Here is a 24,370-nt window from a genome sequence, read left to right on the forward strand (position 1 = left end):
GCGCGCGCGGCGCCCGGAGATCCGCCATGACCGACCCTGCCGAACGGCCCAACACGATACCCTGGCCGCCGCTCATCCTCGTGGCCGCCGCCCTCCTCGCCTTCGGGCTCGGCCGGCTCGCGCCGCTGCCGCTCCCGGGCGGCCCGATTCGGGTCGGCGCCGGGGCCATCGCCTGCCTCGCCGCCCTCGGCCTCGACCTCGTCGCCATGACGGCGATGAGGCGGGCCCGCACCAACATCCTGCCGACGCGCCCGGCCCTGACGCTGCTGACGGACGGCGCCTTCGCGCTCTCGCGCAACCCCATCTACCTCGGCAACGCGCTCCTCCTCGCCGGCCTCGGGCTGGTCTTCGGGGAGGGCTGGTTCCTGGTCGCCGCGCTCGCGGCCTCGCTCCTTGTCGACCGCCTCGCCATCCGGCGCGAGGAGGCGCACCTGGCCGCCCGCTTCGGCGAGGCCTGGCGCGCCTACGCGGCCACGACCCCGCGCTGGATCGGCCCGATCGGCCGCCGGCCGGCCGGCCGCGATGGTGAACGCCCCGTCAACGCCGGAAGGTGATTCGCGCTACCGCTTTGAACGGAAAGGCAGGACGGGACGCGTATGGTGCTCCGTGACAGACATTCGAACGGAGCATCCCGATGCGCGGCTTCGTCTTCCACTCGCTCACGGCCCTCTCGCTCCTCGCCTTCGGCGCCGTCGAGGCCTCGGCCATGAACCTCGGCGGTTCGGCCGGGCAGGTCCGCAAGGCGCGGGCGTCCTTCATCAGCGAGCGCGGCCCCGTGCTCGCCCCCATGGGCCACGTCGCCTTCTGCCTGAAGATCCCGACCGAGTGCCGCAAGCCGGACGGCACCTCGGGGCCGGTCGATCTCACCGCCGACCGCCGCGCCGAACTGGTCGCCGTCAACGAGGCCGTCAACCGGACCATCGCGCCCCGCCACGACCGCTCCGGCCCGGGGGTGATCGACCAGTGGACCCTGGCGCCCCGCGCCGGCGACTGCGAGGATTACGCCATCACCAAGCGCAGCCGCCTGATCGAGCGCGGCTGGCCCGCCTCGGCTCTCCGCCTCGCCATCGGCCGCACTTCGGCCGGGGAGGGCCACGCCGTCCTGGTGATCCGGACCGCGTCCGGCGACCTCGTCCTGGACAACCGCACCGACGCGATCCTGCCCTGGTACGCCACCGACATCCGCTGGGTCTCGATGCAGTCGAGCGAGGATCCACGCTTCTGGCGCGAGATCTGAAGTCCGGCGCCGGTCGCGTCCGCCTTCGCGGTTCGGAAGGAACAGCGATGGGCCTAGGTGTCGGACGGCGCTTGGGGCCGCGACGACCGGGCCGATCCCGTCAGGACTCGTGCTGTTCGTAGTAGTTGTGCGCGTTCTTCTTGTCCTGCATATAGCCGGCGAAGGAATCGTAGCGCTTAAGCTTCTTCATCGCGACCTTCGAGAGCACGACGCCGAGGCACTTCTCGGCGATCCCCGTCTCGAGCGCCAGCGTGGACGCGGTCGACTCCTTCGGCGTCTTCCCCCATTCGATGACGAGCAGGAACCGGTCGATCGTGGGCGAGATCGCGCGGGCGTCGACCACCGCGCCGATCGGCGGCAGGTCCAGGATGACGTAGTCGTAGACCGCGGAGGCGTGTTCGAGGACGGCCCGCATCTTCGGCGAGGCGAGCAGTTCGCTCGTGTGCGCGACGCGGCGGTGGGTGGCTCCCGGCAGGAAGCTCAGCCCGCTGCGCTCCTCGACGATCAGGGCCTGCTCGAGTGGCACCGCGCCCGCCAGCACGTCCAGGATGCCGAGATGGGCCTGGGGCGCGATGTTGCGGGTGAGGTCGGGGTTGCGCAGGTCGGCGTCGATCAGCAGCGTCCGCGCGCCCTGGGTGGCGAAGAGCGACGCCATGTTCTTGGCGACGGTCGTCTTGCCCTCGCCCGGGAACATGGAGACGACCCCGATCACCACCGGCGAGCGCCGCGCGATCGACAGGTCCGACGCCACCTTGACCGAGCGCAGCGTCTCCGCGAAGGCGGTCAGCGGTGCGTCCAGCGTGTAGTTCATGATCGGGTTGACGGACGACACCCCGGTCGCGCCGGGCTTCCGGGCGTCCGGCCGCGCCGCCTTGGTCTTCGGCACCAGCGGCAGGTTGCCGAGGAAGCTCAGGCCCAGGATGTCGCGCACCTGATCGCCGTTGCGGAATCCCTGGTCGCGCAGTTCGCGCAGAAGGCCGATTCCGGTCCCGAAGCCGAGGCCGACCATCAGTGACGCGAGCACGATCAGGTTGGTCTTCGGCCAGCTCCGCAGCGAGGGCGCCGCGGCGGGCGTGATGATGCGCGCCTCCGTCACCGGGAACGACTGCTGCTGCATCGCGTCCTGGAACCGGGCCAGGTAGGTCTGGTAGAGGTTCTGGTAGGTCTGCGCATCGCGCTCCAGTTCGCCGAGACGGACCATCTGGGCGCTGTCGGCGACGTTGCCCGAGACGGCGGTCTTCAGCGAGGCCTCGAGCGACTTCTCGCGGTCGGCCGCGATCTGGTACTCGCTCCGCGCGTTCTCGAGCAGGCGTCCGAGCTCGTCGAGGATCAGCCGCTCGTACTCGCGCATCTCCTTGCGCATGTTGGAGGCCTGCAGGTGGTTCGCCCCGAGCCGTGACGAGATCTCGGACTCCTGCTTGGACACCTGCAGGTACTTCACCCGCAGCTCGTTGATCACGGGGCTGCCGAGCGATTCCGTCACGCTCGCGAAGGGCTGCTTGTCGTCGAGGATCTGCTGCAGGCGCTCATAGCGAGCCTGCAGGCGGGACGTCTCCGAGCGGGCCGCGATCAACTGGGTGTTGACCTCGGACAGCTGCTGCTCGTTGATCAGGCGTCCCGAGGCGGCCACGAGGTTGTTCTTGGCCTTGAACTGCTGGACGGTGTTGGCCGCTTCCAGCCACTTCGCCCGCAACTCCTCGATCCGGTCCTCCAGCCACACGCTGGCGCGCCGCGTTGCGTCGAAGCGCGAATCGAGCTGGTCGACCAGGTATTGCTGCGCGAACTCGTTGGCGATCTGGGCGGCCAGGTCCGGGCTCGTCGACGTATAGGAGACGTAGAGCACGTAGGTGCGGCCGAGACGCTGTGCCGAGACGTTCTTGCTCACGTAGGCGGCGGCGATCATCCGCAGAACGCCGGTCGGATAGTTGGGGTCCTTGATGGACGCCCGGATCATCTGCCCGAGATCGGCTTCCGGCTCCTCGGTCCCGAGCAGCGCGTTGACGTTGACCTTGCGGACCACCTTGTCGAGGAAGAGCTTGAAGGGCGAGGTCTCGCCGAGCATCAGCTCGCGATTCTGGTAAAGCTTCAGCTTGTCGACGACCGCATAGACGATCTTATCGGAGAGCAGGACCTGAACCTGGCTCTCGATGGCGCCGGATTCGAAGATGAGCGCGCCCTCGACCGCGTTCTGGGCGGCCATGCCGGCCTTGCGCGAGTCGATCAGGATCGTGGTGCTGGCCGTGTAGAGTGGCACGGCTGTGGTCGCGTAAGCGATGCCCAGGCCGAGGAACAGGATTCCGCAGGCGATGATGATCCTGGCCTGCCGCACGAACATGGCGACCAGCTGACGGATGTCCGGCGCGGAGGCTGCTGCAACGTGTTGGCTGACATTCGAGAACTGGATGACACCGTCGCTCGGGGTCCTCGTCAACATCCAGTTCGTCCTCCCAGCCGCGAATGATTCGCCCGATCGCAACCCATGCCGGGGAACTGTGTCGGCCTCAAGGCTGCCTCAGGGCTGGGCTTCCGAAGGGCTCCCGTTCCGCCGCGTCCGGATGGTCAGACCGCCGCCCCCGAAGCCGCTCGAGTTGACGCCCGCGTTCGGGCCGGTCGTCGACCGGAAGGTGCCTTCGGTCCACATCGTGGCGGGTCCCACCGATCCGGCCGCGATCGATGCGGCGCCCGGCCCGCGCGAGGCCGAGAAGGCGAGGGCGGCCGTGTCCAGTTCCTTGCCGCCCCGCAGGAAGGCCTCCGTGATCTCCGCGTCGCCGAGCTCGGCCACGAAGGTCTGAATGGCGAGCGCCGCCTCCGGGCTGATCGTGGTGCAGAGACGGGCGACCTCCATCAGGGCCCGGCCCACGATCCGCTTGTCGTTCGAGGGCAGCGTCTTGGCGTAGGCGCCGAGAGGCGCAAGGGTCTTGGTGTCGGACCCCACGAGCCGCCGGATCTGCCGGCCGACCGAGGCGGCGCGCCGATCGTCCCCTTCCGGCGCGTCCTTGAACAGGAGCGACGGGTCGCTGCTGTAGTGCTGCACTTCGGCAGCATCCATCTTCGCCGGCGGCAGCAGGCAGGCCGCCGCGACCGCGGGCTGCGAGCCGGACGGGCTGGCATTTTGCTGGGCTGCAGCCACAGTTGCAAAAGACGCGAAGGCGATCAGATACAGAGCACGCATACCGGACCTCGACTCCCCTTGCCATTTCGTAGCATGAGCCCCGCTCCTTTCCAAGACTTGCGGACAAATTGAGTTAACCTGTGTTCGGGAAGTGTTAGGCGCCGATCAGCGCCCCCGCTCGTAGAGGCGTCTCTGCAACAGGAGACGTCGTTCCGGCTCGGTGTTCTCGAATTTCTTCAACAGGAGCCCTCCCGAGGACGCGGGTATGTTCCCCATCAGGAACACCGCGTCCGGCACCGTCGCCTGGTTCGCCACATAGTCCAGGTCCCTGTCCAGCACCGCCCGCAGCGCCTCTCCCTTCGGCTGGATCTGGCCGAGGAAGGCGGCGCGGGCCATCACCACCTGGTATTCGGCCGGCGCGTATCGCTGCGACAGCACCGCGAGCGGCGCGAGATTTTCCGGGTCGGCCCCGGCGAGCGCCTGCACCATGGCGAGCCTCAGCCAGAAATTCCCCTCGGTGGGAAAGCAGGCGAGAGCCGCGGAGAGCAGCGCCTCGGCGCGAGCGAGGGCGGCGGCCCTGTCGGCCTCGAGGTCCGCCTGCTTCAGCGTGATCGTCACGGCCGCCCGCAGGCTGTCGGACCGGCAGCTGCGGGCCACGGCGGCGAGCCGCGCCGGCTCGAGGTAGGGCGCCACCGCCTGTGGATCGACCGGGTAGTTGCTTTCGATCTGCCCGGCGATCCGCAGGAGTTCCACGTCGGACAGGCTCTGCGACGCGGCATGCAGCGCCGGCTGGGCGAAGGCGACGCCGCCGGCGAGGAGTGCGGCTCTCACCAGCAGCATGGCGCCGTGGTCGACCAGGCGCGGACCGACGGTCGAGGGGCCGTTCCGCGGCGCCGGCAGGCACTGGGGCACGCCCGCCGCCAGCGCGGCCGCGAAGAACACCGCGAAGCCGTTGATCTGCATCGAGAAGTCGACCAGCCCGTGGACGGCCGCGACCAGAACCATGCCCAGGGTCGCGAGAGGCGCGAACCGGTACCGCTGCCTGACCGCGAAGCCGCGCGCGACCGTGACGGCCAGCACCAGGAGCCCGAGCCCGATGATCGCGGCCGCGGCCGGCCAGCCGAGCCCGAAGGCCGCCTCGAGATAGACGCTGTGTCCCCGGTCGAAGGCGCTGCCGGGCGCGCAGTCGGCCGCCCTGTAGGCCGGGAAGGCTTCGTAGAAGGTGCCGAACCCCGTGCCGCCCAGCGGATGCTCGTCGAGCCCCCGGGCGATCGCGTCGTAGAGGCACCAGCGGTCGTCGTCGAGCCCGCGCGTCACCGAGCGGAAGATGATCCGCTCGCCCGCCACCAGGACGAGTGCCGCAAAGCCGACCGCCAGTCCCAGTCCGGCCTTGATGCGCCCGCCGGGCCCGTCCTCGCGCCCGGCCTGGACCACGTAGAGGACGAGCGGGACCCAGCCGGCGACCGTCGCCGCCACGCCCATCCGGGAGGCGGTCAGGATCAGCGCGAAGAGCACCAGCACAAGCCCTCCGGCCCAGCGCAGCAGGCGCCGGCCCGCCGGATCGCTCCAGCCGAGCAGCGACCAGAAGGCCGGCAGCGTCGGCAGGTAGCCCCGGTCGACCAGCGCGCGCACCATGACGGCGAAGACCAGGAGCGACGACACGCCGAAGAAGGTCGCGGCGGTGTTCCGGTTGACGAAGGTACCGGTCAGCGAGGTGATGTAGGCGGTCTTGGTCTGGAACAGAAGCTGGCCTGGGTCGAACAGGAATTGCAGCACGCCGACCGCAGCCACCGCGATCCCGAGGAGCGCCAGCCACCGCCAGAGCCGTCCGGCTTCCCGGTCGCCGCCGAAGAGGACGAGCCCGGTGCCGAAGGCCAGGAAGGGACCCGCGATCGCCAGGAGCGAGGCGAGCGTCGCGGTCGGCGCGACCGAGATTGTGCCCGGCAGTTCGCGCCCGAGGGCTTCCGCGGCCTCCGCCCAGACCGGGTGCTCGAGCGCCCGCAGCACCTCCGGCCAGTCGTCGTCGATCGGGGTCGCCTGCAGCACGATCACCGCGCCGAGCAGCGCGAAGACCGCGATCGCCGCCACGCCGACGAGCGCGGCGCGCCGGGTCGGAACCGGGGCCAGCGCGGCGAGGCCGGCCAGGATCGACAGCAGCAGGGTGGACTGGGCGAGGTCGGAGCTGCGCACCGATCCGTAGGCCGCCACCGCGTAGGCGACCGCGAGGATGTAGGCGATCCGGAGAGCCGTCCGATAGACGTTCGCGACGCGGCCCCCGAGGCCCGGGGCCTCCTGCAGCGAATCCCCGGGCACGCCGTCGAGGGCGTCCCGGGGAGCCATGCCGCTACTTCTTGCCAAGGTCCCCGATGCTCTGCTTCGCCCTGGCAAGGCCCTGCGGCACGTTGCCGATCGTCGCCGAGGTGTTGTTGAGCAGGCCCAGGAACTTGTAGAGCTCCACCGAGTCGGCGTTCGAGACGTACAGGATGTCCTGGTTCTGCAGCGGGAACTGCTGGGCCAGGAAGAACATCGCCGGCTGCCGGAAGTTGGCCCTGAAGATGACCGGGATGTCGCCCTTGTCGGCCGGGAACTGGGTGAGGTCTACGCCGAGCTTGGCCAGGATCCGCCGGTCGACGATCCGGTACAGGAAGGCCTGGGCCGGATCGGCGCGGTCGTCGTTGAGCCCGCCGGCCTTGGCGACGCCCTCCGCCCAACTCACCCGCTCCGCCTCGAAGAAGAAGAGGCCGTTGCCGCCGGACGCGCCGAAGGCCAGGAACGAGCGCTGCTCGCGGTAGACGTAGATCGTGTCGCCGGGCGCCACGTAGATGTTCTCGCCCGGATTCTCGATCAGTTCCTTGAAGTAGACGGTCGACTTGCGCTTGCCGCGCTGCAGGGTCACGAAGGTCTCGTAGCCCGGGTAGCGGATGCCGCCCGCGCGCGAGATCAGGTCGAGGACCCGTTCGCCCGCCGGGTTCAGCGAAATCTTGTTCGGAGCGTTGACGTCGCCGACGACGGAGACGTCGGACGCCCGCTGCTGGATGAAGGAGACCACCGCCTGCGGCTCGATGGCCCGGTTGGCGAGCTTCAGCTCGATGTCGCGCTGGATCTCCTTGAGGGTCCGTCCCGCGGCCTGGATCTGCCCCGCGTAGGGGACCGAGACGCTGCCCGAACGGTCGACGAGCTGCGGCGGGAACGTCACGAAGTTGCCCGGGCGCGACCCCGCCTCGCGCGGGATGAAGAGGCCGCCGGCCTCCGACTCGAAGATCGTCACCTGGATGCTGTCGCCCGCACCGACCCGCAGTTCCGGCGCGCCGGCCCGGCCGGCCCCGAAGCTCGCCAGCAGCGAGCCCGACGGGGCCTGGATGACGTGCTCCAGCACGTCCCGCGACAGGTCGACGAGGGCGTAGTTGAGAACGGGTGTCGCCGGATTCTGCCCGACCGTGGCGGTCGCCTCGGAAACGATCGCCTGATCGTCCGGACCGTCGCGCGACAGGGTTGAGCAGCCGGCCAGAAGCGCTGCCGTTACCATCAGCACGAGAACTCGGAACAAGGTCGCCATCAAAGGTCGCTTCCTGGAGCACGGCCACAAGGGTACCAGTGGAACTTACAGGATACGTCGCCCGGCACCAGCAGAATATGGTTCACGGATCTCCATCGAACGTCGTTGTGTCGGTTATGCAACGACCGCGGCACCCGGGCTGGCTTTAGGGCAGTCTAACATCCGGCATCTAGAATACCATTGACGTTAACCATAACTGATGTCCGGGTCGCAGCGAGTAACGGGTGTTCCGACCAACTCGGATTTCCTTGCGTTTGCCCGGGGCGAGATCGGCCGCCGACTCGGCCTTGCCGGTGAAAGGACATGAACATGATGGGCATACGAAGCGACGGCCGGGCCTGCCGTGTCGGCCTGGGGCCGATCGCGCGCCGTGCGGCCGCCGGCGCGGCCCTCGTCGTCGCCTTGCTGGCCGGGCAGCCCGGCGCGCGCGCGCAGCTGCAATCGGACTCGGACGCCGTCCTGTCCGCCTGGACGAAGGTCGCCCAGCAGGCCGGCGCCACCGTCACCATCGGCCGGCGCGGCTATGATCGCGCGACCCGGACCCTCGACCTCGCCGACGTGGTGATCGCCGTCCCGGCCGCGCCCCCCCGGCCCGCCCTGCGGATCGAGGTCCCGGCCGTGACCCTGGTCGGGCTCGAGGAGCGCCGCGACGGCCTGGTCGCCGCGCAGCGCATCGCGGCTCCGGCGATCCGCATGACCAATGCCGCCGGCACCGAGACCGCCACCCTGGCCGACCTCGAGATCCGCCGGATGCGCGTGCCGAGCGTCCTCGGCGGCCTCGATCCCGCCCGGCCCTTCACCAGTCATCTCGCCCGCCTCCGGCAGCAGCTCGCCTTCGGGCTCGAGTCCCTGACGACCCGCAGCCTGCAACTGGAGCAGAAGACCGGCGACGGCCGCTACGGCCAGACGGTCTCCGTCGCCGGCCTCTCGATCGAGAACGCCGGCATCGGCAAGCTCACCCGCCTTCGCCTGGAGGCGCCCGCCCTGATCGTGGTGGCGGACGGGGAGACCCACACGACGGCCGCCGCCGCCCTCGAGGCGACCGCCCTCGACCTCGGCGCCTACCTCGCCGCCTTCGACGACGCCGAATACGCCCCGTCCGGCAGCGACCGCCGCTGGCGGACCCTGCTCGGCTCGCTCACCTTGGAGGGGGTCCGGCACACGGCCGGCAAGGCGAGCCTGACGCTCGACAAGGTCGAACTCGCCGATTTGCGCCTCCGTCAGGCCACGGCGCCCTTCGCGTCCCTCATGGACCTCGCCAACACCGACGCCGCGGCGCTCCAGCGCAAGCCGGACGAGATGGCCCGCCTCGCCGCCTCGCTGCTCGAAAGCATCGGCTTCGGGCGCCTTTCGGTCGCCGGCCTCGCGATCGGCGGCTATTCGCCCGCCACCGTCGCGCTCGACGAAGTCACGGCCACCAATGTCTCGATCGGGGATGTCGGCGAGATCTCGCTCGCCGGCGGCCGCCTGGCCGAACCCGGGGGACGTCTCGGCTTCAGGACCGTCGCGCTCGGCCGGATCGAGCTTCCGCCCCTCGCCGTCCTGTCGCGGGCCGCCGTGGCGGCGCGGGCGGGCGAGCCGGTCGACCGCTCGGCTCTCGTCCCGCGCCTGGGGTCGGCACGCTTCGAGGCCGTCGAGATCGCGCCGGCGGGCGCGGAGCCGCTGAGCCTCGGCCTGGTCTCTCTCGATGCCGCCAGCTTCTCGGGCCCGATTCCGGGCGACGTGCAGCTGAAGCTGCGCAAGGTGCGCCTCCCGCTCGGGTGGGTGGACGGGACCGGGCTCAAGCAGCTTCTCGTGACTCTCGGCTACAGCGTGGTCGACCTCGACGCGGACGTGAACTTCGTCTGGAACGAGGCGACCCGGGAGATGAAGCTCGATCCGCTGGACGTCAACATGGTCGAGGCGGGGCGCCTGGTTTTCAGCGCCTTCCTGACCGGGGTCGGGCGGGACGCCTTCGAGGGCGGGGCTGGGGCGGAGGCCCTGAGCAAGGCCGCCGTGAAGGGCATCCGCCTTGAGTATCGCGACGGCTCCTTCTTCGACCGCTTCGTCAACGCCTGGGCGGCCAACGCCGGTCAGCGCAGCGAGATCGTCAAGCGCAGCCTCATCGAGTCGGCCCAGAACCTCACCAGCGCCATTCCGGACCAGCCGATCCAGCGCCGCATCTTCGAGGCCCTGTCCGCCTTCATTCAGACACCGAAATCTCTCACCTTCACCTCCCAGGTCACCACGCCGGTCCCGCTCTCGGTCATCGCCTCGCTTGCCAGGTTGACGCCGGGCCAGATCCCGGTGCTTCTGAAGATCGACGGCGAGGCGAACCGGTGGGTCCCGTCCGTGCCGGGCGCGGTGCGCTGAGGAGGAACGGGCCAGACGTGGACATGACGGCGACATTCCGGCCGCGCGACAGGAGCCTGGAGGCGATCTGCCTCTATGCGATCTTCGCCGCGACGCTCTCCATCTTCCTCGACCTGTCGCTGAAGTCGGGGGTCCGCATCCGCCCCTTCGATCCGCTCGTGCTCGTGTCGGGCGCCATCCTGCTGGTCGCCGCGCGGGCGGGCCTGCGCGTCTCCACAGGCCTTCTCCTGTATGCGATCTACGCGGGCGTGAACGCGCTCTCCGCCTTCAAGGGCGGCACGGGCAACGGCCTGCGCGAGACCATCCAGTCGATGGAGATCGTCCTCTACGCGGCGATCATCGCCTCCTACCTCGACCAGATCGACTGGCGCAAGGCCGGCACCCTGTTCCTGGCCGGCCTGGTCGCCATCATGATCTACAACATCCTCTGGCACGTGAGCCACGGCTTCTATTCGGGCTGGAAGATGCTCAACGAGCCGAAGTTCACGTTCACCTACATCCAGGTCGCGCTGTTCATCTATCTCTACATCAGGAACCGGTCGCTCAGCCTGCTCGAGGCGGTGCTTCTCGGCGTGCTCTTCGTGATCCTGGTCCAGTCGGGCGAGCGCAAGGCCCTGCTCCTCTTCGTCGCCTATACGGGGCTCATGGTCCTGTTCGGACGGATCTCGTTCCTCCTCGTGGTCGCCGCCCTGCCGGCCGTCCTTCTGGTCGGCTCCATCCTGGCCTCGTCCGACGAGTATGTCGGGCGCCAGTTCAATTCGATAAAGGCCTACCTGACGACCGATCGCGAGACGATGAGCATCGACGAGTTCGTGGTCACAGGCGACGAGCAGACCCTCTCCAACGCGCAGCGGCTCTTCGCCAAGCGGCTGTCCGAGGAGATCTACGAGGACAAGTACTGGCTCGGAGTCGGCACGAACGGCTACCTGGACTACGTGACCGACCGTTTCTCGGACCTGCCGCCCTACCTCCTGGTCGGCATCCACAACGAGTTCCAGCGTGCCCGGACGGAGGGCGGCATGGTCGGCTACGTCGTCTTCCTGGTGCCCTGGCTGCGGGTCCTCGCCTTCATCGCGCTGCGCTTGTTCTCCCGAAATCCGAACGAACGCGATCAGGCCCATGTGGCCCTGCTGGCGATCCTGGGCCTTTTCGTCCATGCCCGCTTCGAGGGGTCGGGGCTTCACTCCCAGGTCAACATCGTCTTCGCCTTCCTGCTCCCGGAACTGGCCGCGCGGGTGCGGGTGCAGCATCCGGGGCTGCAAATCGCGGGACCCTTGCGCCCGGTCCTGCGGGGCCGGCCGGCGCCGGGAGGCAACGCCGGCTGACCGGGGGGCGGGGCCGTCGTCGGGCCGCCTCGCGGGCCCCCTTCAGCCCTTCCGGGCTGTCAACGCCTTCTGCTCCTCGTAGAACCGGATCGCGTCCGCCGGCCGGATCGATTGTTCCGACCGCTCGCCGTAGAAGTAGGTGCCGGAGGCCGCATCCGCGGCGAAGCGGCCCGGCGCCAGCAGGTCGAAGAAGCGCAGCCAGAAGAAGGCCGCCGCCACGGCCCGCCCCGCCCCGCTGCTGCGCGTCAGGGCGCGGGCGAGATAGCCGAGCAGCCACCGCGCCGACGTTCCCGGACCGCCCGTGTAGCCCGCGTCGATGAGGGTGAACCGGCGAAACAGCCAGCGGTGGCCGCTGAGGCTGAAGCGGCAGAAGTCGTACGGCCCCTCGTGCACAGGCTGCATGAAGGGCGTGTCGGCGAAGACGAGCCCCCCGGGCTTCAGGACCCGGTGAATCTCGGCCACCACGGTCTGCGGATCCAGCACGTGCTCGAGCACCGCCTGGATCCAGACCCCGTCGAAGGCGCCATCCAGGAAGGGGAGCTGGTGCCCGTCGGCCACCAGGGTCGTGTTCGCGGAGGCGTAGATGTCCGTGCCGACCAGGTCCACCTCGGCGGCCGCATAGAGCGCGCGGGCCCCCGAGCCGATCTCGCCGCCGCCGACCACCAGGATGCGCGGCCGTGCCGTCCGCGCCCCGAGGGCCCTCACCATCTCCACCGAGATGCGCTCCGCCGACTGGTTGGTCCCGAACAGGAACCGCTTGGCCCGGCTCGAGACCGTCTGCTGCGACGGGTCGCGCGGCAGGTCCGACCCGGCGGCATGCCGGAAGAAGACCTCCTCGTCGAGCACGCTCTCCCGGAAGTCGACCAGGATGGGGACCCCCTGCAAGACTTGGAACGGCCGCCCGTGCTGCTCGCAGTCCGGGTTGTCGCAGCGCAGCGTGGACGTCGCGTCGCGCGCCAGCTTCGTCCGGCAGCGCGGGCAGGCCAGGATGTCGGTGATTGCGGTGTAGTCTACAACCATGTCGCGTGCTCCCGCCCGCTTATCATCAAAGAGATCGGGGCGGCCGGGTCAGCGGCCGTCGGCCCGCCCGGCCTTGTCCCGCACGAGGTCGTCCGTTACCGCGGCGGTGAACCGGGCATAGGCCTCCCGCGAGAAGAGCTGCTCCATGCGAGCCCGCGCCCGGGTGCCCAGGCGCTGCCGCAGGCCGGCGTCGTCCATCACCCGCCGGAGGCTCCCGGCGACCTGCTCGGGGTCGAGCGAGGTCAGGATCGCCTCCTCGCCGTCCCGCGCATAGTCGGCGATGCCACCGACCGGGTTCATGACCGCCGGAAGCCCGACCATCAGGGCCTCCGCGGCGACGATGCAGAACCCCTCCTGGTCGCTGAGGTTCAGGAACACGTCGTGGTCTGCCGCCCGCCGCCACCAGTCCGGGACGAAGCCCTCGAACACGACCGCCGAGCGGATCCCGAGCCGATCGGCGAGCGCCTCCAGGTCCGGCCGGGTCGGCCCCGTGCCGACGATGTGGAGCGCCAGCCGCCGGCCCTCGCCGGTCAGGCGCGCGACGGCCGCGAGGGCGAGGTCGTGCCGCTTGCGCGGGATGAGCCGGCCGGCCATCACGATGCGCAGCGGGTCCGCGGCTCCGTAGCCGGCCTTGGCGAGCGCCTCGGGATCGGCGACGAACAGCGGAACGACCCGCTGGCGCCGCGGGCGCTCCCGGAAATATCGGCCGGTCTCTTCCAGGGTCGCCTGGCAGTCGGCCCAGATCTCGTCCACGCGCCCCGACAGGGCTTTCAGCAGGACCTCGTAGACGCCCGTGAGCCGGCCCTTCTCCAGGACGGCGATGTGCTCGAACGCCACGCAGCGGACGCGCGGGAAGGCCATCAGCACGGCCCGGCCGACGATGTTGGCCTGCTTGAGGGACAGCACGACCGAGGCCGGCCGCTCCCGCCGGATCAGGCGGAAGAGGACGACCGCCAGCTTCAGGAGGGCAACGATCGTGAGCTTGCGCGACCGCGTCGCCTCCACGATCCGTGCCTCCCCGACCGTCGCGGCGAAGTCGCGCCTGAGGTCCTCCGAGAGGGTGGCGGCCACGACGATCCGGTAGTCGGTGCCGGCCAGGAAGCCGTTGCGCACGAGCGTCAGGAGGCCGAGCTCGGCGCCGCCGTGCCAGAAGCCGTTGAGCACGTAGAGGACCTTCGCCGCCATCCGGACCTACCTCCCGGATCCGCCGCCGGCCGGGTCCTGCACCCCGAGTGCCTTGCGGCGGCCCGCCACCGACGCCATCCGGCCCACGATGGGCCGCATGACCGGCGCCGTGGCCACCCGCGAGAGCCAGGATCGGAGACTGAGCGGGTCGAGCCGCAGGGCCAGCCGCGCCAGCGCGACGGCCTCCTCGTAGTCCCCGGTCAGGAATCGGCTGTTGGCGAGCTTGCTGGCCCGTTCGGCCAGCCGCGCGGGAACGAGCGGCATCAGCCGCGGATCCGCGGCGGCCGCCCGGAACGCCACGAAGGCATGTTGCGCCATCAGGTCCCGGTTCGAGCCGGTGATGCTCGACCGCCGCACCCGCTTGTAGAGGAGCGGCTTCGGCGTGAAGGCGAACCGGCAGACCCGTGCGAGCCTGTTGAACAGGTCCGTATCCTCGAACACCTTGACGGACGGGTCGAAGCCGCCGACCTCGTCGAGGACGGCGCGGCGCAGGATGGTCGTCGACGGCACGATCGGCGGGTCGACCTGGAAATAGGCCTTCGCCAGGTCCGCCGCGCCTGTGATGTCCAGCGCCTTGGCGAGATGCGCGGAGGAGAGATCGCCGTCCGCGAAGAGGTAGAAGTCCGAGTAGACCAGCCCGACCTGCGGATCGGCCTCGATCAGCGGCAGTTCCGTCTCGATCTTGTCGGGCGTCCACAGGTCGTCGCCGTCCAGGATCGCGACGAACGGCGTCGAAGTCCGGGCGATGGCGAGGTTGCGCTGTCGCGAGATCCCGTTTCCGCCCGTCCCGTAGAGGACCTCGACGCGTCGGTCCGCCGCCTCCAGCTCCCTCAGCACCGCGATCGTCTCCGGCGCGGAGCCGTCGTCGGCGATCACGATCTTGTCGACGAGGTCGGCCCGCGTCTGATCCGTCACGGACCGGACCGCCGCGCCGATGAACGGCCCCTCGTTGTAGCAGGTCATCACCACCGAAACGCGCGGCGAGGTGCCGGCGACGGGTGCCGTCGTGCTCACGGGCCGCTCCTTTCGCGCTGGATGTCCGCGATGGTCGCGAGCGTGCGCTCGGCGACCGAGTCGATTCCGATGTGGGCCTCCGCGAAGCCCCGCGCCGCCCGGGCCATCGCGGCCCGGCGATCGGGATCGAGCCTGAGGGCCGCCCGCATGGCCGCCGCGAAGGCCTCCGGCGTGGATTCCGGGACCACGAAGCCGGTCTCGCCCTGCGTCACGATCTCGGCGACCCCGCTCGCCGCGTACACGATGGGCACGACGCCCGCCGACATGGCCTCGAGCAGGGCGTTGGACTGGCCCTCCCGCATGGATGCGGACACGAAGAAATCGGCGCCGAGAAGCTCCCCGTAGACGTCGGCCGTGTAGCCCGGATAGCGCACCGCCGCGGACCCGTCCTTCGCCAGCGTCGGCGCCAGCCGGTCCCGCTCCGGGCCTTCCCCGACGAGCCTGAGCTCGACCGCGTCGCCGCCTTGCTCGACCGCCAGGGCGGCCTCGTGCAGGACCGCGATGCGCTTGTCGGCGACGAGCCGGCCCGCATACACGAAGCGCCGCCCCGACCGGCCCGCCAGCGCCGCCTCGAGCCGCTCGGCGGGAGGCAGCACCACCCCGTTCGGGAAGCGCGCGATGCGCCGGTCCGGGATGCCGAGCGCGAGGAGTTCGTCTGCGATTTGGCCGCTGTTGGCCACGAAGCGGTCGACCCGCCGCCGCAGCAGGGCCTCGACCCAGTCCCCGTAGAAGAAGCGCTTCGCGCGCAGCGCCGCGAATTCGGACGCCTCGCCGCCGCCGCCGAGCTTGACGAGGAGCGGCGAGCCGCTGCGCATCGCAGCCAGCGCCGGTCCGGCCGCGTGCAGCCGCGCATGAAACACGTAGACGGGCACGCCCCGCCATGCCGCACCGCCGAAGCGGGCCGCGAACCAGGCGGTCCAGGCCAGGAACGAGGCGATCCGGCGTCCGCCGAGGTTCGGGTAGTGGCGGACCTTGCGCCGCACGATCCGCCCGAATGCGGTTTCCTCGACCTCCGGCACATCCGGCGCGACCGTCGGAGCGACCAGGGTGACGTCGACCCCGCGCCGGCCGAGCGCGTCGGCCAGGATCTGCGCCTGCCGCTCCGCCCCGCCGTAGCTGTCGGGGAAGAACGCGGCGACGACCAGGAGCAGGCGATCAGTCATGCACTCTCCGGCGGACGCCCGGGGGCGATCCCGACCCTGGGCTTACCTGTTCGACGGAGCCGCCGCAACCGACCCGTCGCCGCGGTGCAAAAAGCGAGAGGGGAGGCCGACGCGTCGCGCCGGCCTCCCCCCGCATTCTTCGAGCCGTCCTTCAAGCCGTGGCGGCCCGCGCCCGGCGCCGGCGCCAGGCCATGAAGCCGCCGAACCCGGCGAGCAGCGGCAGGGCCGCGCCCGCGACGGGCCCGGGGACCGATGCCGCGCTGAGCGAGAAGTTGTCGAACGACACCGACGAGGTCGGACCGCCGAAGCCGAACGCACCGGCGCTCAGCAGCACGGACTGGACGCCGTTGCTGTAGAAGGACCCGGAGTTGGTCCCCGAGCTCGGCGCGAACAGGGTGCCGCCGAAGTTGGCGAGCGTCGTGCCGCCGGCCGTCACGCCCCAGGTTCCGAGCGACGACCCGGTGACCTTGTAGTCGAACGAGACGTTGTACCAGCCCGCCGCCAGAGACAGCGCTTGCGAGAACAGGCCCGCGAAGCCGCCCGATCCCGAGTTGCCGATCGTGGCCCGGCCCGACGAGGCGTCGACGGTCCCGAAGTTGATCGTCCAGCCCGTCATGTCGTTGGTGGCGAAGTCGCCGTTGGTGACGCCGGCGGCCTGCACCGGAGCCGCCGCAAGCCCCGCAAGCGCCGTACACGCGAGGGCGCGTACAACCTTTAGTCGAAGTGATGTCATGTATGGCCTCCTGACCGACCTCGATAGTGATTCGAGGCCCCGCAACCATCTCTGATATCGCAGTTGCGAAATAGCCGTCAAGAAGGGGAGTCGAATCCGTTTAGGAAAATGATCCCGCTACTTTTTCAGGTACGTAGCCGCGAAAGCTGATCGTGGGGCGTTCATTACACTGGCCAGGCCCGATAACCATGTCAGGCCTGAGGGAAAAATTCTGCGGGTTACGGAAGGAACGTTTCAGAATAGCCTCGGTTCCAAACTTATGGCAAGAATATGGCAGCAGAAATCTATTGTTTGGCAACCGCCGAGATGATTGAATAGGATGTCGAAGCGTTCACCGGTCGGGCAGGGAGATACAATGGCAGGGTGTACCGTCGTCCACGTCATCACGCGCTTCATTCGCGGCGGTGCGGACGAGAACACTCTCATCACCTGCAACAGGCAGGCGCGCGCCGGCCTGGACGTGGTGCTCGTGGTCGGACGGGAGCATCATCCCGACATGGTCGCCAAGCTCGATCCCGCCGTGCGGCTGGAGGTCGTCAGCTCTCTCGTGCGCGAGGTGAACCCCTGGCACGATGGGGTCGCCCTGGCGACCCTGGTGGCGCTCCTGCGCCGCCTGCGCCCCGATGTCCTGCACACGCACGAAAGCAAGGCCGGCATCCTCGGCCGCTTCGCCGCCGCGATCGTCCGCGCCCCGCTTGTCGTCCACACGGTGCACATCCTGCCCTTCGTCAACGTCTCGCCGGCCAAGGCGAAGGTCTTCCTCGCCCTGGAGCGGCTGGCCGCCCGGGTGACGGACCAGTTCATCGACGTCAGCGAGGGCATGCGGGACGTCTGCATCGCCCACGGCCTCGGCACGGCCGAGACCCACGTGGTCGCCCCGAGCGGGATGAACGTGGCGCGCTTCCGCAACGCCACCGCTCCGGACCGCGCCGGCCTCTTCGGCGTCGACCCGTCATGGCTGACGACGCCGGCCGGACCGGCCGTCGTCGCGCTCGTCGCCGGCGCGCTGGAGCCGCGCAAGCGCGTAACCGAGCTCGTCGAGGAACTCGGTCGCCGCGGCATGCCGCCGGACCTGCGCCTCGTCGTCGTCGGCGATGGCCCCGAGCGGCCGGCGGTCGAGAAACGCGTCGCCGCCGGGGGGCTGGCCGACAAGGTCCTTCTCCTCGGCCACCGCGGCGACCTGGAACGCCTCATCGCGGCGGCGGATCTCTGCGTCCACGCCGCCTCCAACGAGGGCCTGCCCCGGGTCGTGCTGCAATACGTGATGGGAGGGCGGCCGGTGGTCGTGCCGGCCCTCGCCGGCATCGAGCGCGTGGTGGAGGACGGCCGTACCGGGGACGTCGTCGGCTTGGACGGGGTCGGTCCGGTGGTCGATGCGATGCTGGCGCTCGCCGCCGACCCGGACCGGCGCGCCCGCTACGCCGCCGGCGCCCGCGCGATGGACATGTCCGCCTGGGACGCCGACCACATGATGCGCCTGATCGGCGAGGCCTATGCCCGCGCCGCCGCCTCCCGCGGGCTGCCGGCCCCGATCGCGTCGGCCCTGGCCCGTTGAACCGGCCCCGGCCTCACAGGCCGTTGTAGCTCCGGTACCACTCCACGAAGGCCGGCACGCCGACGTCGACCGGCGTCGAAGGCCGGTAGCCGGTGAGCGCCTCGAGCAGGCGGTGGTCCGCGAAGGTCTCGCGCACGTCCCCCTTTTGGATCGGCAGCATGATCTTCTCGGCGGTCCGGCCGGTGGCCTGCTCGACGCAGGTCACGAAGTCCATCAGCTTGACGGGCGTGCCGCCCGCGATGTTGACCACCCGCCAGGGCGCCGCAGGCGACAGGGTGTCGACCACCCCGTCCGCCGAGACCGGATCCCCCTTGACGGGCGCATTGTCGACGAGCCGGACGATCGCCTCCACGAGGTCGTCGATGTAGGTGAAGTCGCGCTTCATCTCGCCCATGCCGTAGACCTCGATGGGCTCGCCGGCGAGGATCGACTTCACGAACTTGAAGAGCGCCATGTCGGGACGCCCCCACGGCCCGTAGACCGTGAAGAAGCGGAAGCACGTGGTCGGGATGCCCCACAGGTGGGAGTACGAATGGGCCATCTCCTCCATCGCCTTTTTTGAGGCCGCATAGAGCGTGATGGGCCAGTCGGCCTTGTGGGATTCGCGGAAGGGCATCTCCTCGTTCGCCCCGTAGACGGAGCTCGTCGAGGCGAGCAGCAGGTGCTTCGGCTGCAGCACGCGCGCCAGCTCCAGCACGTTGAACGAGCCGACCAGGTTGGCATCCACGTAGGTCCGCGGATGCTCGAGCGAGTAGCGCACGCCCGCCTGGGCGGCCAGATGCACGATCACGTCGGGCTCGGCGAGTTCGCCGGCCCTCGTGAGCGCCTCCATGTCCTCGAGCCGCGCCACCACCGCCCTGAAGCCGTTGGAACGGCCCAGGATGGCATGGCGGGCTTCCTTCAGCCGGCGGTCGTAATAGTCCGTCATGGCGTCGAAGCCAACGACGAAATGGCCGTCGTCGAGGAGCCGCTTGGCCAGATGGAAGCCGATGAAGCCGGCCGTTCCGGTGATCAGGAAACGCATGGAGTGACCTTCCGCCGAGTGGGCGCTTTCAGGCGCGGCCGATGCTGACATACGTGAAGCCGCGCCGGCGCACCTCGTCGGGCTTGTAGATGTTGCGCAGGTCGACCAGCACCGGCGCCTCCACGATCGCCTTGATCCGGTTGAGGTCGAGGGCCCGGAACTGGTCCCACTCGGTCACGATCGTGACCGCGCTCGCCCCTTCGGCCGCCTCGTAGGCGTTGTTGCAGAAGGTCACGTTGGAGAGGAGCGGCTTCGCCTGCTCGGTCCCCTCGGGGTCGTAGGCCCGGATGCTGGCGCCGGCGTCCTGCAGGGCCTGGATGACCGACAGGGCGGGGGAATCGCGCATGTCGTCGGTGTTCGGCTTGAAGGTGAGGCCCAGGATCGCGATCGTCTTGCCGCGCACCGAGCCCCCGCAGGCCTGGATGACCTTGCGGGCCATGGCGCGCTTGCGGGTGTCGTTGATGGCGACCGTAGCCTCGATCAGCCGGACCGGCGAATCATAGTCCTGCGCGGTCTTGACCAGCGCCAGCGTGTCCTTCGGGAAGCAGGATCCGCCGTAGCCCGGCCCGGCATGCAGGAACTTGGAGCCGATCCGGTTGTCGAGGCCGATGCCGCGCGCAACGTCCTGCACGTTGGCGCCGACCTTCTCGCAGAGGTCCGCCATCTCGTTGATGAAGGTGATCTTCATCGCCAGGAACGCGTTGGCGGCGTACTTGATGAGCTCGGACGTGCGCCGCTCCGTGAAGAGGATCGGCGACTGGTTGAGGTAGAGCGGCCGGTAGACCTCGGTCATCACCTCGCGGGCACGGTCGTCCGCGACGCCGACCACGATGCGGTCCGGCCGCTTGAAGTCCGAGATCGCCGCGCCTTCGCGCAGGAACTCCGGATTGGAGCAGACCGAGACGTCCGCCTGCGGGTTCTCCTCGCGGATGATCCGCTCGACCTCGTCGCCGGTGCCCACCGGCACGGTCGACTTCGTGACCACGACCGTGAAGCCCTTGACGGCCCGGGCGATCTCCTGGGCGACGCCGTGCACGTAGGAGAGGTCGGCATGGCCGTCGCCGCGCCGGGACGGGGTGCCCACCGCGATGAAGACGACGGCGGACTCCGCGACCGCGCTCTTCAGGTCGGTGGTGAAGGTGAGGCGCCCCGCCTTGACGTTGCTGGCCACGAGCGTGTCGAGGCCGGGCTCGAAAATCGGAATCCGCCCGTCCTTCAGGGCCGCGATCTTGTCCGGGTTGTTGTCGATGCAGACCACGTCATGGCCGAAATCCGCCAGGCAGGCTCCCGAAACCAATCCGACATAGCCCGATCCGATCATCGCGATGCGCATGCAGCTCTTACCTCTTTGGCTGTTGGGAGGCTTGTGCCGGCCCGCAGCCGGCGTACGGCCGCGCTCCGGCGCCGGGTCCGCCCGAGGGGTGGACAGGCCTCCGATACGTGCCCGGCAGGCCGGGCAACAGGCTGCACGTCTCCGCCGGAACGACGGTCACGGGCAGCGGCTCGAAACGCTCGCGAGCGATTGTGGATTCGGACCGGAGGAACTGGAATTCCTCGATGGCTGCAAGTCGATGCGGCCTTCCGTCACTCTCCGGACGAACCGGGGGGATCGATGGTTCCAGCAACACTTAACAGAATCGGTTCGACGTCTCACGATCGTCTCGCGTCTTGAAAACTATGCCCTGCGGTCTCGCCGCGGGAGCTTCCTGCCCCGGGCTATTGTGCGGCGCGATTACACCGGATTTCCCACCAAGCCGCAACCGCTTTCCGGACAATGTTGATTTTGGGTTAAGGCACGCCCCCGATCAGTCCTGCGGGTGGCCGGTGCAGTCCGGCCGATTCCGGCGGGAAAGGCGCGGCGCCGCCGCCCCGGGGGGCGGGGGCCTCACGTCAGGATTCGGACCAGGGCCAGCGCGAGTCCGCCCGCCAGGGTGAGATAGGCGGTGATCACCGCCGGCCGGTAGGTGATCGAGAAATACCGTTTTCCGATCAGGTGGGTCATGAACGCGAAAAAGGCGTTGACGATCACGTTGGCGTAGACCGCGAGCTGGAGCCCGCCATACCAGACGAACAAGACGCTCAGGACGACATTGAGGGCGAGCGCCGTGACGGAGATGGGGATGATCTTCTTGTTCTGGCGGGAGACGAAGAAGCCGATGCCGAAGATGTTGTTGTAGGACGTGAGCCAGGCCCCGACCACCACGGGCGCGATCGCGTCGTACAGCATCGCGTACTGGCCCGACTTGTCGATAAACGCGGCGATGCGATCATAGAAGACGATCATCACGAGATAGATCGCGAAGGACGACAGCATGTAGAAGATGGCCATCTGGCCGACCGATTTCTGGTCGTTCTTCGTCGCGGCCCGGAGAAGGGACGGAAGCCAGGCCTTCTGCAGCGGCATGGCGGCCAGTTTGGTGAGGTCGCCGAGGCGGGACAGGAAGGTATAGCCGCCGGCCGCGCCGAGGCCGAGCATGAACAGCACGACCCAGCGGCTCGCCATGCTGCTCAACTCCGTCATGGCCCTGTGGATGATGAGCGGCAGGGAGTAGCGGAGCAGGACGCCCATTTTGGAGAAGCCGAAGCCGTGCAGCGCGAACACGCGGTAGGTCGCCCAGAGGAACATGGGGGCCCAGCCGGCGATCTGCGAATAGCCCGTGACGACGAGGTCGCTGCTCTTCCGGTCGAGGAACAAGAACAGGACCACAACGTTGATCATCGACGGAATCGTCTCCAGAAACGCGTGGAGACCCGTGCGGCCGGTCATCCGGAAGATCTCGAACTCCATGTAGATGATCGGCCGGAACGCGAAGGACAGGATGTAAAGTCTGAGCGGAAACACGAGGTCCGCGTCGACGACCGTTTCCAGCACGCGCGTCGGCACGAGCAGGATCGCGGCCGCCAGCACGGCGAAGAACACGAAGCTGAAGGACGCGCCCGTGGCGGCGATGGCCCGGGAATCCTCCTCCGAGGTCGCGATGAAGCGGGGGACGCCGATCCGGGGGATGCCGAGCGTGCAGATGTCCACGACCAGGAATGCGACCAGCGCCATGGTGCCGACGAAACCGAGTTCATGCGGCGTCAGAGCGCGAGCAAGCAGGATGAAGGCCAAAAGGTCGAGACCCTTGAGGGCGACCTGGCCAAATCCGTAGAAGATCACGGACCGGACGAATCCCGCGTGGGATCGCAGGAGCTTCCGAATGCTATCGATCATAACACCGTCTTTCCCGGGAGGGCCTGCAAGCTCTCCAGAATCAACCTCGTAGACCCAATGTGTCCAACTGTGTACCAATTGAGGACAAAGCGACCGCGCATTTCCTCTTTTGACAAGAGCACCCATCCGAGCCCATTGTCGACCGGGCGATCTTGAGCAATGCAGCGCGCGACATCGTGGGTGTAGAGAAGACTACAACTTATGGGAAGTCTAGCGCTGAAAGATCGTTAAAACTAACAGGCATCGCTCGGCACGCCGGATATCCGATGGATCACCGGTGGCCGTGACGTATGCGCCACAGGAATTGGACGATTGCGTCGACGGAGGTCTGGCTCGGCAGGGCTGAGCCAAAGAGATGGGAATGTGCAGCATGAAGACAAAGACGGCGCTGATCACGCGTCTCAGTACGCAGAACGCCGGGAACGAGGCTCTGTCGACCGAGCTCATCAGGATGTTCCGGCAGAAGCCGGACCTCGAGACGCGGGTGCTCGACCGCTATCCGCGCAAGCTGGAGACGAGGTCCTTTGCGGAATTCGGTCCGGACCTCTCCGAAGCCGTCCCGACCTTCGAGCGCCTGACCGAGGCCGAACTCCCCCGGGAGCGGCCCGTGTCGAACCCGAGCCTCGCGCCGCTGGCCGACGAGAGTCTGGTCGCCCTGGATACAAGCGGCAAGGAACTGCCGGGCTGGGTGCGAAGCGTGAAGCGCCGCATCGGCGTGCGCCGCAACCTCGCCGCCCTCGGCCTGATCGGGCGCGAGGAGGCCAATACGACCCTCGATACCCTGAACTGGGCCGACCTGGTCATCTGGAATCCCGCCGGCGAATTCCACCCCACCGGCGACCCGGACCAGAATCTCAGGATCCTGATGCTGATGCGGGCCGCCCAGCGGGCCGGCAAGCGCACCGCGATCATCAACCACAGCCTCGAGATCGAGGAACCACGCCTGCGCGCCGTCGTGTCCCACGTCTATCGGCACTGCGACTTCCTGGCCGTCCGCGAGGAGCCGTCCGCCGATGCCGTGCGCGCCCTGGGCGTGACGCCGAACAGGATCCAGGTCGTACCGGACATCGTCTTCCGCGTCTCGCGCGAGCCCGGCCCGCTGCCCGCCGGGGCCATCGTTCCCGAGGGTGCCATCGGCTTCTCGATCAACGGTCTGGAGGCGGAATCCGGCCTCGACGAGTGGGACGCGCTGTTCTCGGCGTTGAAGGCCACGGGTAGGCCCTTCGTCTTCGTGTCGAACGCCGCCAACCACGATCTCGCCTTCGCCGAGCGCATGGCCCTGCGCTACGATGGCAAGGTGGTCGGCTGGCAGCCCAAATATCGCGACCTCCAGTCCATCATGTCCCGCCTCGCCGTCCTGGTGAGCAGCCGCCTGCACTCCAGCATCCTGGCCATGAGCGCCGGCACCCCGGTGGTCACCGTGGAACCCTCCGTCCACAAGCTGACCGGGATCATGCAGGAGATCCGCTATCCTCTCGCGACGAGACGATCGACCGATCCGGGTTGGTCGGAGCGCGTGGTCGCCGACGTGTCGCAGATCCTCGCCGACCGCCCCCGCTATGCCGCATTGTGCGCAGCCATCGTGGACGAGCAGGCCAGGCGGATCGACGACCTCTACGACAAAGCCTTGCAGGCCATGATGCAGCCCTGCTGACGGGCTCCTGCTCCCTTGCCGCCCCGACCGCGCGCCGGGCCGAGGCGAGGCCCGGCGGGTCGCAGGCAGCCGCGGCATTGCCTTCTCGCCTTCACAGTCTCGCCGCCTCCGCCTGCGATGACCGTCTGCCACGGCGGGAATCGCCGGAAAGGTTGACGTTTCCTGAAGGCTTCCGAGGGCCCGTCGTCTCGGTCGCCCCACCGGAGAATGCGCATGGATCACGAAG

At 69.0% G+C, this 24,370-nt stretch carries 18 protein-coding genes; 6 read left to right on the top strand and 12 right to left on the bottom strand.

Annotated elements, in window-relative coordinates:
• The first annotated feature begins 26 nt into the window (after positions 1-26).
• Positions 27-554, top strand: coding sequence for a methyltransferase family protein (locus WBG79_RS04520; protein WP_337355912.1), 528 nt, complete (start codon positions 27-29; stop codon positions 552-554).
• 80 nt (positions 555-634) lie between these two features.
• Positions 635-1,237: a transglutaminase-like cysteine peptidase gene (locus tag WBG79_RS04525; protein WP_337355913.1), complete on the top strand. Its 603-nt coding sequence runs from the start codon at positions 635-637 to the stop codon at positions 1,235-1,237.
• Positions 1,238-1,337: 100 nt separating this feature from the next.
• On the opposite strand, the gene WBG79_RS04530 is transcribed toward WBG79_RS04525, so the two are convergent.
• The 4 genes from WBG79_RS04530 to WBG79_RS04545 form a co-directional block, all read right to left on the bottom strand.
• A complete protein-coding gene (locus tag WBG79_RS04530; RefSeq protein ID WP_337355914.1) occupies positions 1,338-3,671 on the bottom strand; it encodes a polysaccharide biosynthesis tyrosine autokinase in 2,334 nt (777 codons plus the stop codon).
• Positions 3,672-3,749: 78 nt separating this feature from the next.
• A complete protein-coding gene (locus WBG79_RS04535) occupies positions 3,750-4,409 on the bottom strand; it encodes a hypothetical protein (RefSeq protein ID WP_337355915.1) in 660 nt (219 codons plus the stop codon).
• Between the two features lie 105 nt (positions 4,410-4,514).
• The gene (locus WBG79_RS04540) at positions 4,515-6,689 is read right to left on the bottom strand and encodes an O-antigen ligase family protein (RefSeq protein WP_337355916.1); all 2,175 of its coding nucleotides are present in this window, start codon (positions 6,687-6,689) and stop codon (positions 4,515-4,517) included.
• Positions 6,690-6,693: 4 nt separating this feature from the next.
• Positions 6,694-7,905 carry a polysaccharide biosynthesis/export family protein gene (locus tag WBG79_RS04545; protein WP_337355917.1) on the bottom strand — a complete coding sequence of 404 codons (1,212 nt, stop codon included), beginning with the start codon at positions 7,903-7,905 and terminating at the stop codon, positions 6,694-6,696.
• A 303-nt stretch (positions 7,906-8,208) separates the two neighbouring features.
• Here WBG79_RS04545 and WBG79_RS04550 point away from each other — a divergent pair, with 303 nt between their 5' ends.
• Positions 8,209-10,257, top strand: a complete 2,049-nt coding sequence (locus tag WBG79_RS04550; protein WP_337355918.1) for a hypothetical protein — start codon at positions 8,209-8,211, stop codon at positions 10,255-10,257.
• Between the two features lie 23 nt (positions 10,258-10,280).
• On the top strand, positions 10,281-11,582 hold the full coding sequence (locus tag WBG79_RS04555) for a hypothetical protein (protein ID WP_337355919.1): 1,302 nt from the start codon (positions 10,281-10,283) through the stop codon (positions 11,580-11,582).
• A gap of 42 nt (positions 11,583-11,624) precedes the next feature.
• Here the strand turns inward: WBG79_RS04555 and WBG79_RS04560 are convergent, their stop codons facing one another.
• From WBG79_RS04560 to WBG79_RS04580, 5 genes are all read right to left on the bottom strand, one after another.
• Complete coding sequence (locus WBG79_RS04560; RefSeq protein ID WP_337355920.1) at positions 11,625-12,602, bottom strand: methyltransferase domain-containing protein; 978 nt, start codon at positions 12,600-12,602, stop codon at positions 11,625-11,627.
• Between the two features lie 48 nt (positions 12,603-12,650).
• Positions 12,651-13,787 carry a glycosyltransferase gene (locus WBG79_RS04565; protein WP_337355921.1) on the bottom strand — a complete coding sequence of 379 codons (1,137 nt, stop codon included), beginning with the start codon at positions 13,785-13,787 and terminating at the stop codon, positions 12,651-12,653.
• A 6-nt stretch (positions 13,788-13,793) separates the two neighbouring features.
• Positions 13,794-14,801, bottom strand: a complete 1,008-nt coding sequence (locus WBG79_RS04570; RefSeq protein ID WP_337355922.1) for a glycosyltransferase — start codon at positions 14,799-14,801, stop codon at positions 13,794-13,796.
• Positions 14,798-15,964 carry a glycosyltransferase family 4 protein gene (locus tag WBG79_RS04575; protein ID WP_337355923.1) on the bottom strand — a complete coding sequence of 389 codons (1,167 nt, stop codon included), beginning with the start codon at positions 15,962-15,964 and terminating at the stop codon, positions 14,798-14,800. Before WBG79_RS04575 ends, WBG79_RS04570 begins: the two co-directional genes overlap by 4 nt.
• Before the next feature lie 151 nt (positions 15,965-16,115).
• A complete protein-coding gene (locus WBG79_RS04580) occupies positions 16,116-16,697 on the bottom strand; it encodes a hypothetical protein (RefSeq protein ID WP_337355924.1) in 582 nt (193 codons plus the stop codon).
• Positions 16,698-17,052: 355 nt separating this feature from the next.
• On the opposite strand from WBG79_RS04580, the gene WBG79_RS04585 reads away from it, so the two are divergent.
• Positions 17,053-18,252 (top strand): glycosyltransferase, encoded by a 1,200-nt coding sequence (locus WBG79_RS04585; RefSeq protein WP_337355925.1) that lies wholly within the window; start codon positions 17,053-17,055, stop codon positions 18,250-18,252.
• Between the two features lie 13 nt (positions 18,253-18,265).
• Here WBG79_RS04585 and WBG79_RS04590 read toward each other — a convergent pair whose 3' ends face one another.
• The 3 genes from WBG79_RS04590 to WBG79_RS04600 all read right to left on the bottom strand — a co-directional run bounded on the left by WBG79_RS04590 (position 18,266) and on the right by WBG79_RS04600 (position 22,490).
• Positions 18,266-19,276 carry an NAD-dependent epimerase gene (locus tag WBG79_RS04590; protein WP_337355926.1) on the bottom strand — a complete coding sequence of 337 codons (1,011 nt, stop codon included), beginning with the start codon at positions 19,274-19,276 and terminating at the stop codon, positions 18,266-18,268.
• Between the two features lie 28 nt (positions 19,277-19,304).
• Positions 19,305-20,609 (bottom strand): UDP-glucose dehydrogenase family protein, encoded by a 1,305-nt coding sequence (locus tag WBG79_RS04595; protein ID WP_337355927.1) that lies wholly within the window; start codon positions 20,607-20,609, stop codon positions 19,305-19,307.
• A gap of 552 nt (positions 20,610-21,161) precedes the next feature.
• Positions 21,162-22,490, bottom strand: coding sequence for a lipopolysaccharide biosynthesis protein (locus WBG79_RS04600; protein WP_337355928.1), 1,329 nt, complete (start codon positions 22,488-22,490; stop codon positions 21,162-21,164).
• Positions 22,491-22,860: 370 nt separating this feature from the next.
• On the opposite strand from WBG79_RS04600, the gene WBG79_RS04605 reads away from it, so the two are divergent.
• Positions 22,861-24,144: a polysaccharide pyruvyl transferase family protein gene (locus WBG79_RS04605; protein WP_337355929.1), complete on the top strand. Its 1,284-nt coding sequence runs from the start codon at positions 22,861-22,863 to the stop codon at positions 24,142-24,144.
• Positions 24,145-24,370 lie beyond the last annotated feature (226 nt).

Origin of the sequence: Prosthecomicrobium sp. N25 (assembly GCF_037203705.1) — a bacterium.
Taxonomy (GTDB): domain Bacteria; phylum Pseudomonadota; class Alphaproteobacteria; order Rhizobiales; family Ancalomicrobiaceae; genus Prosthecodimorpha.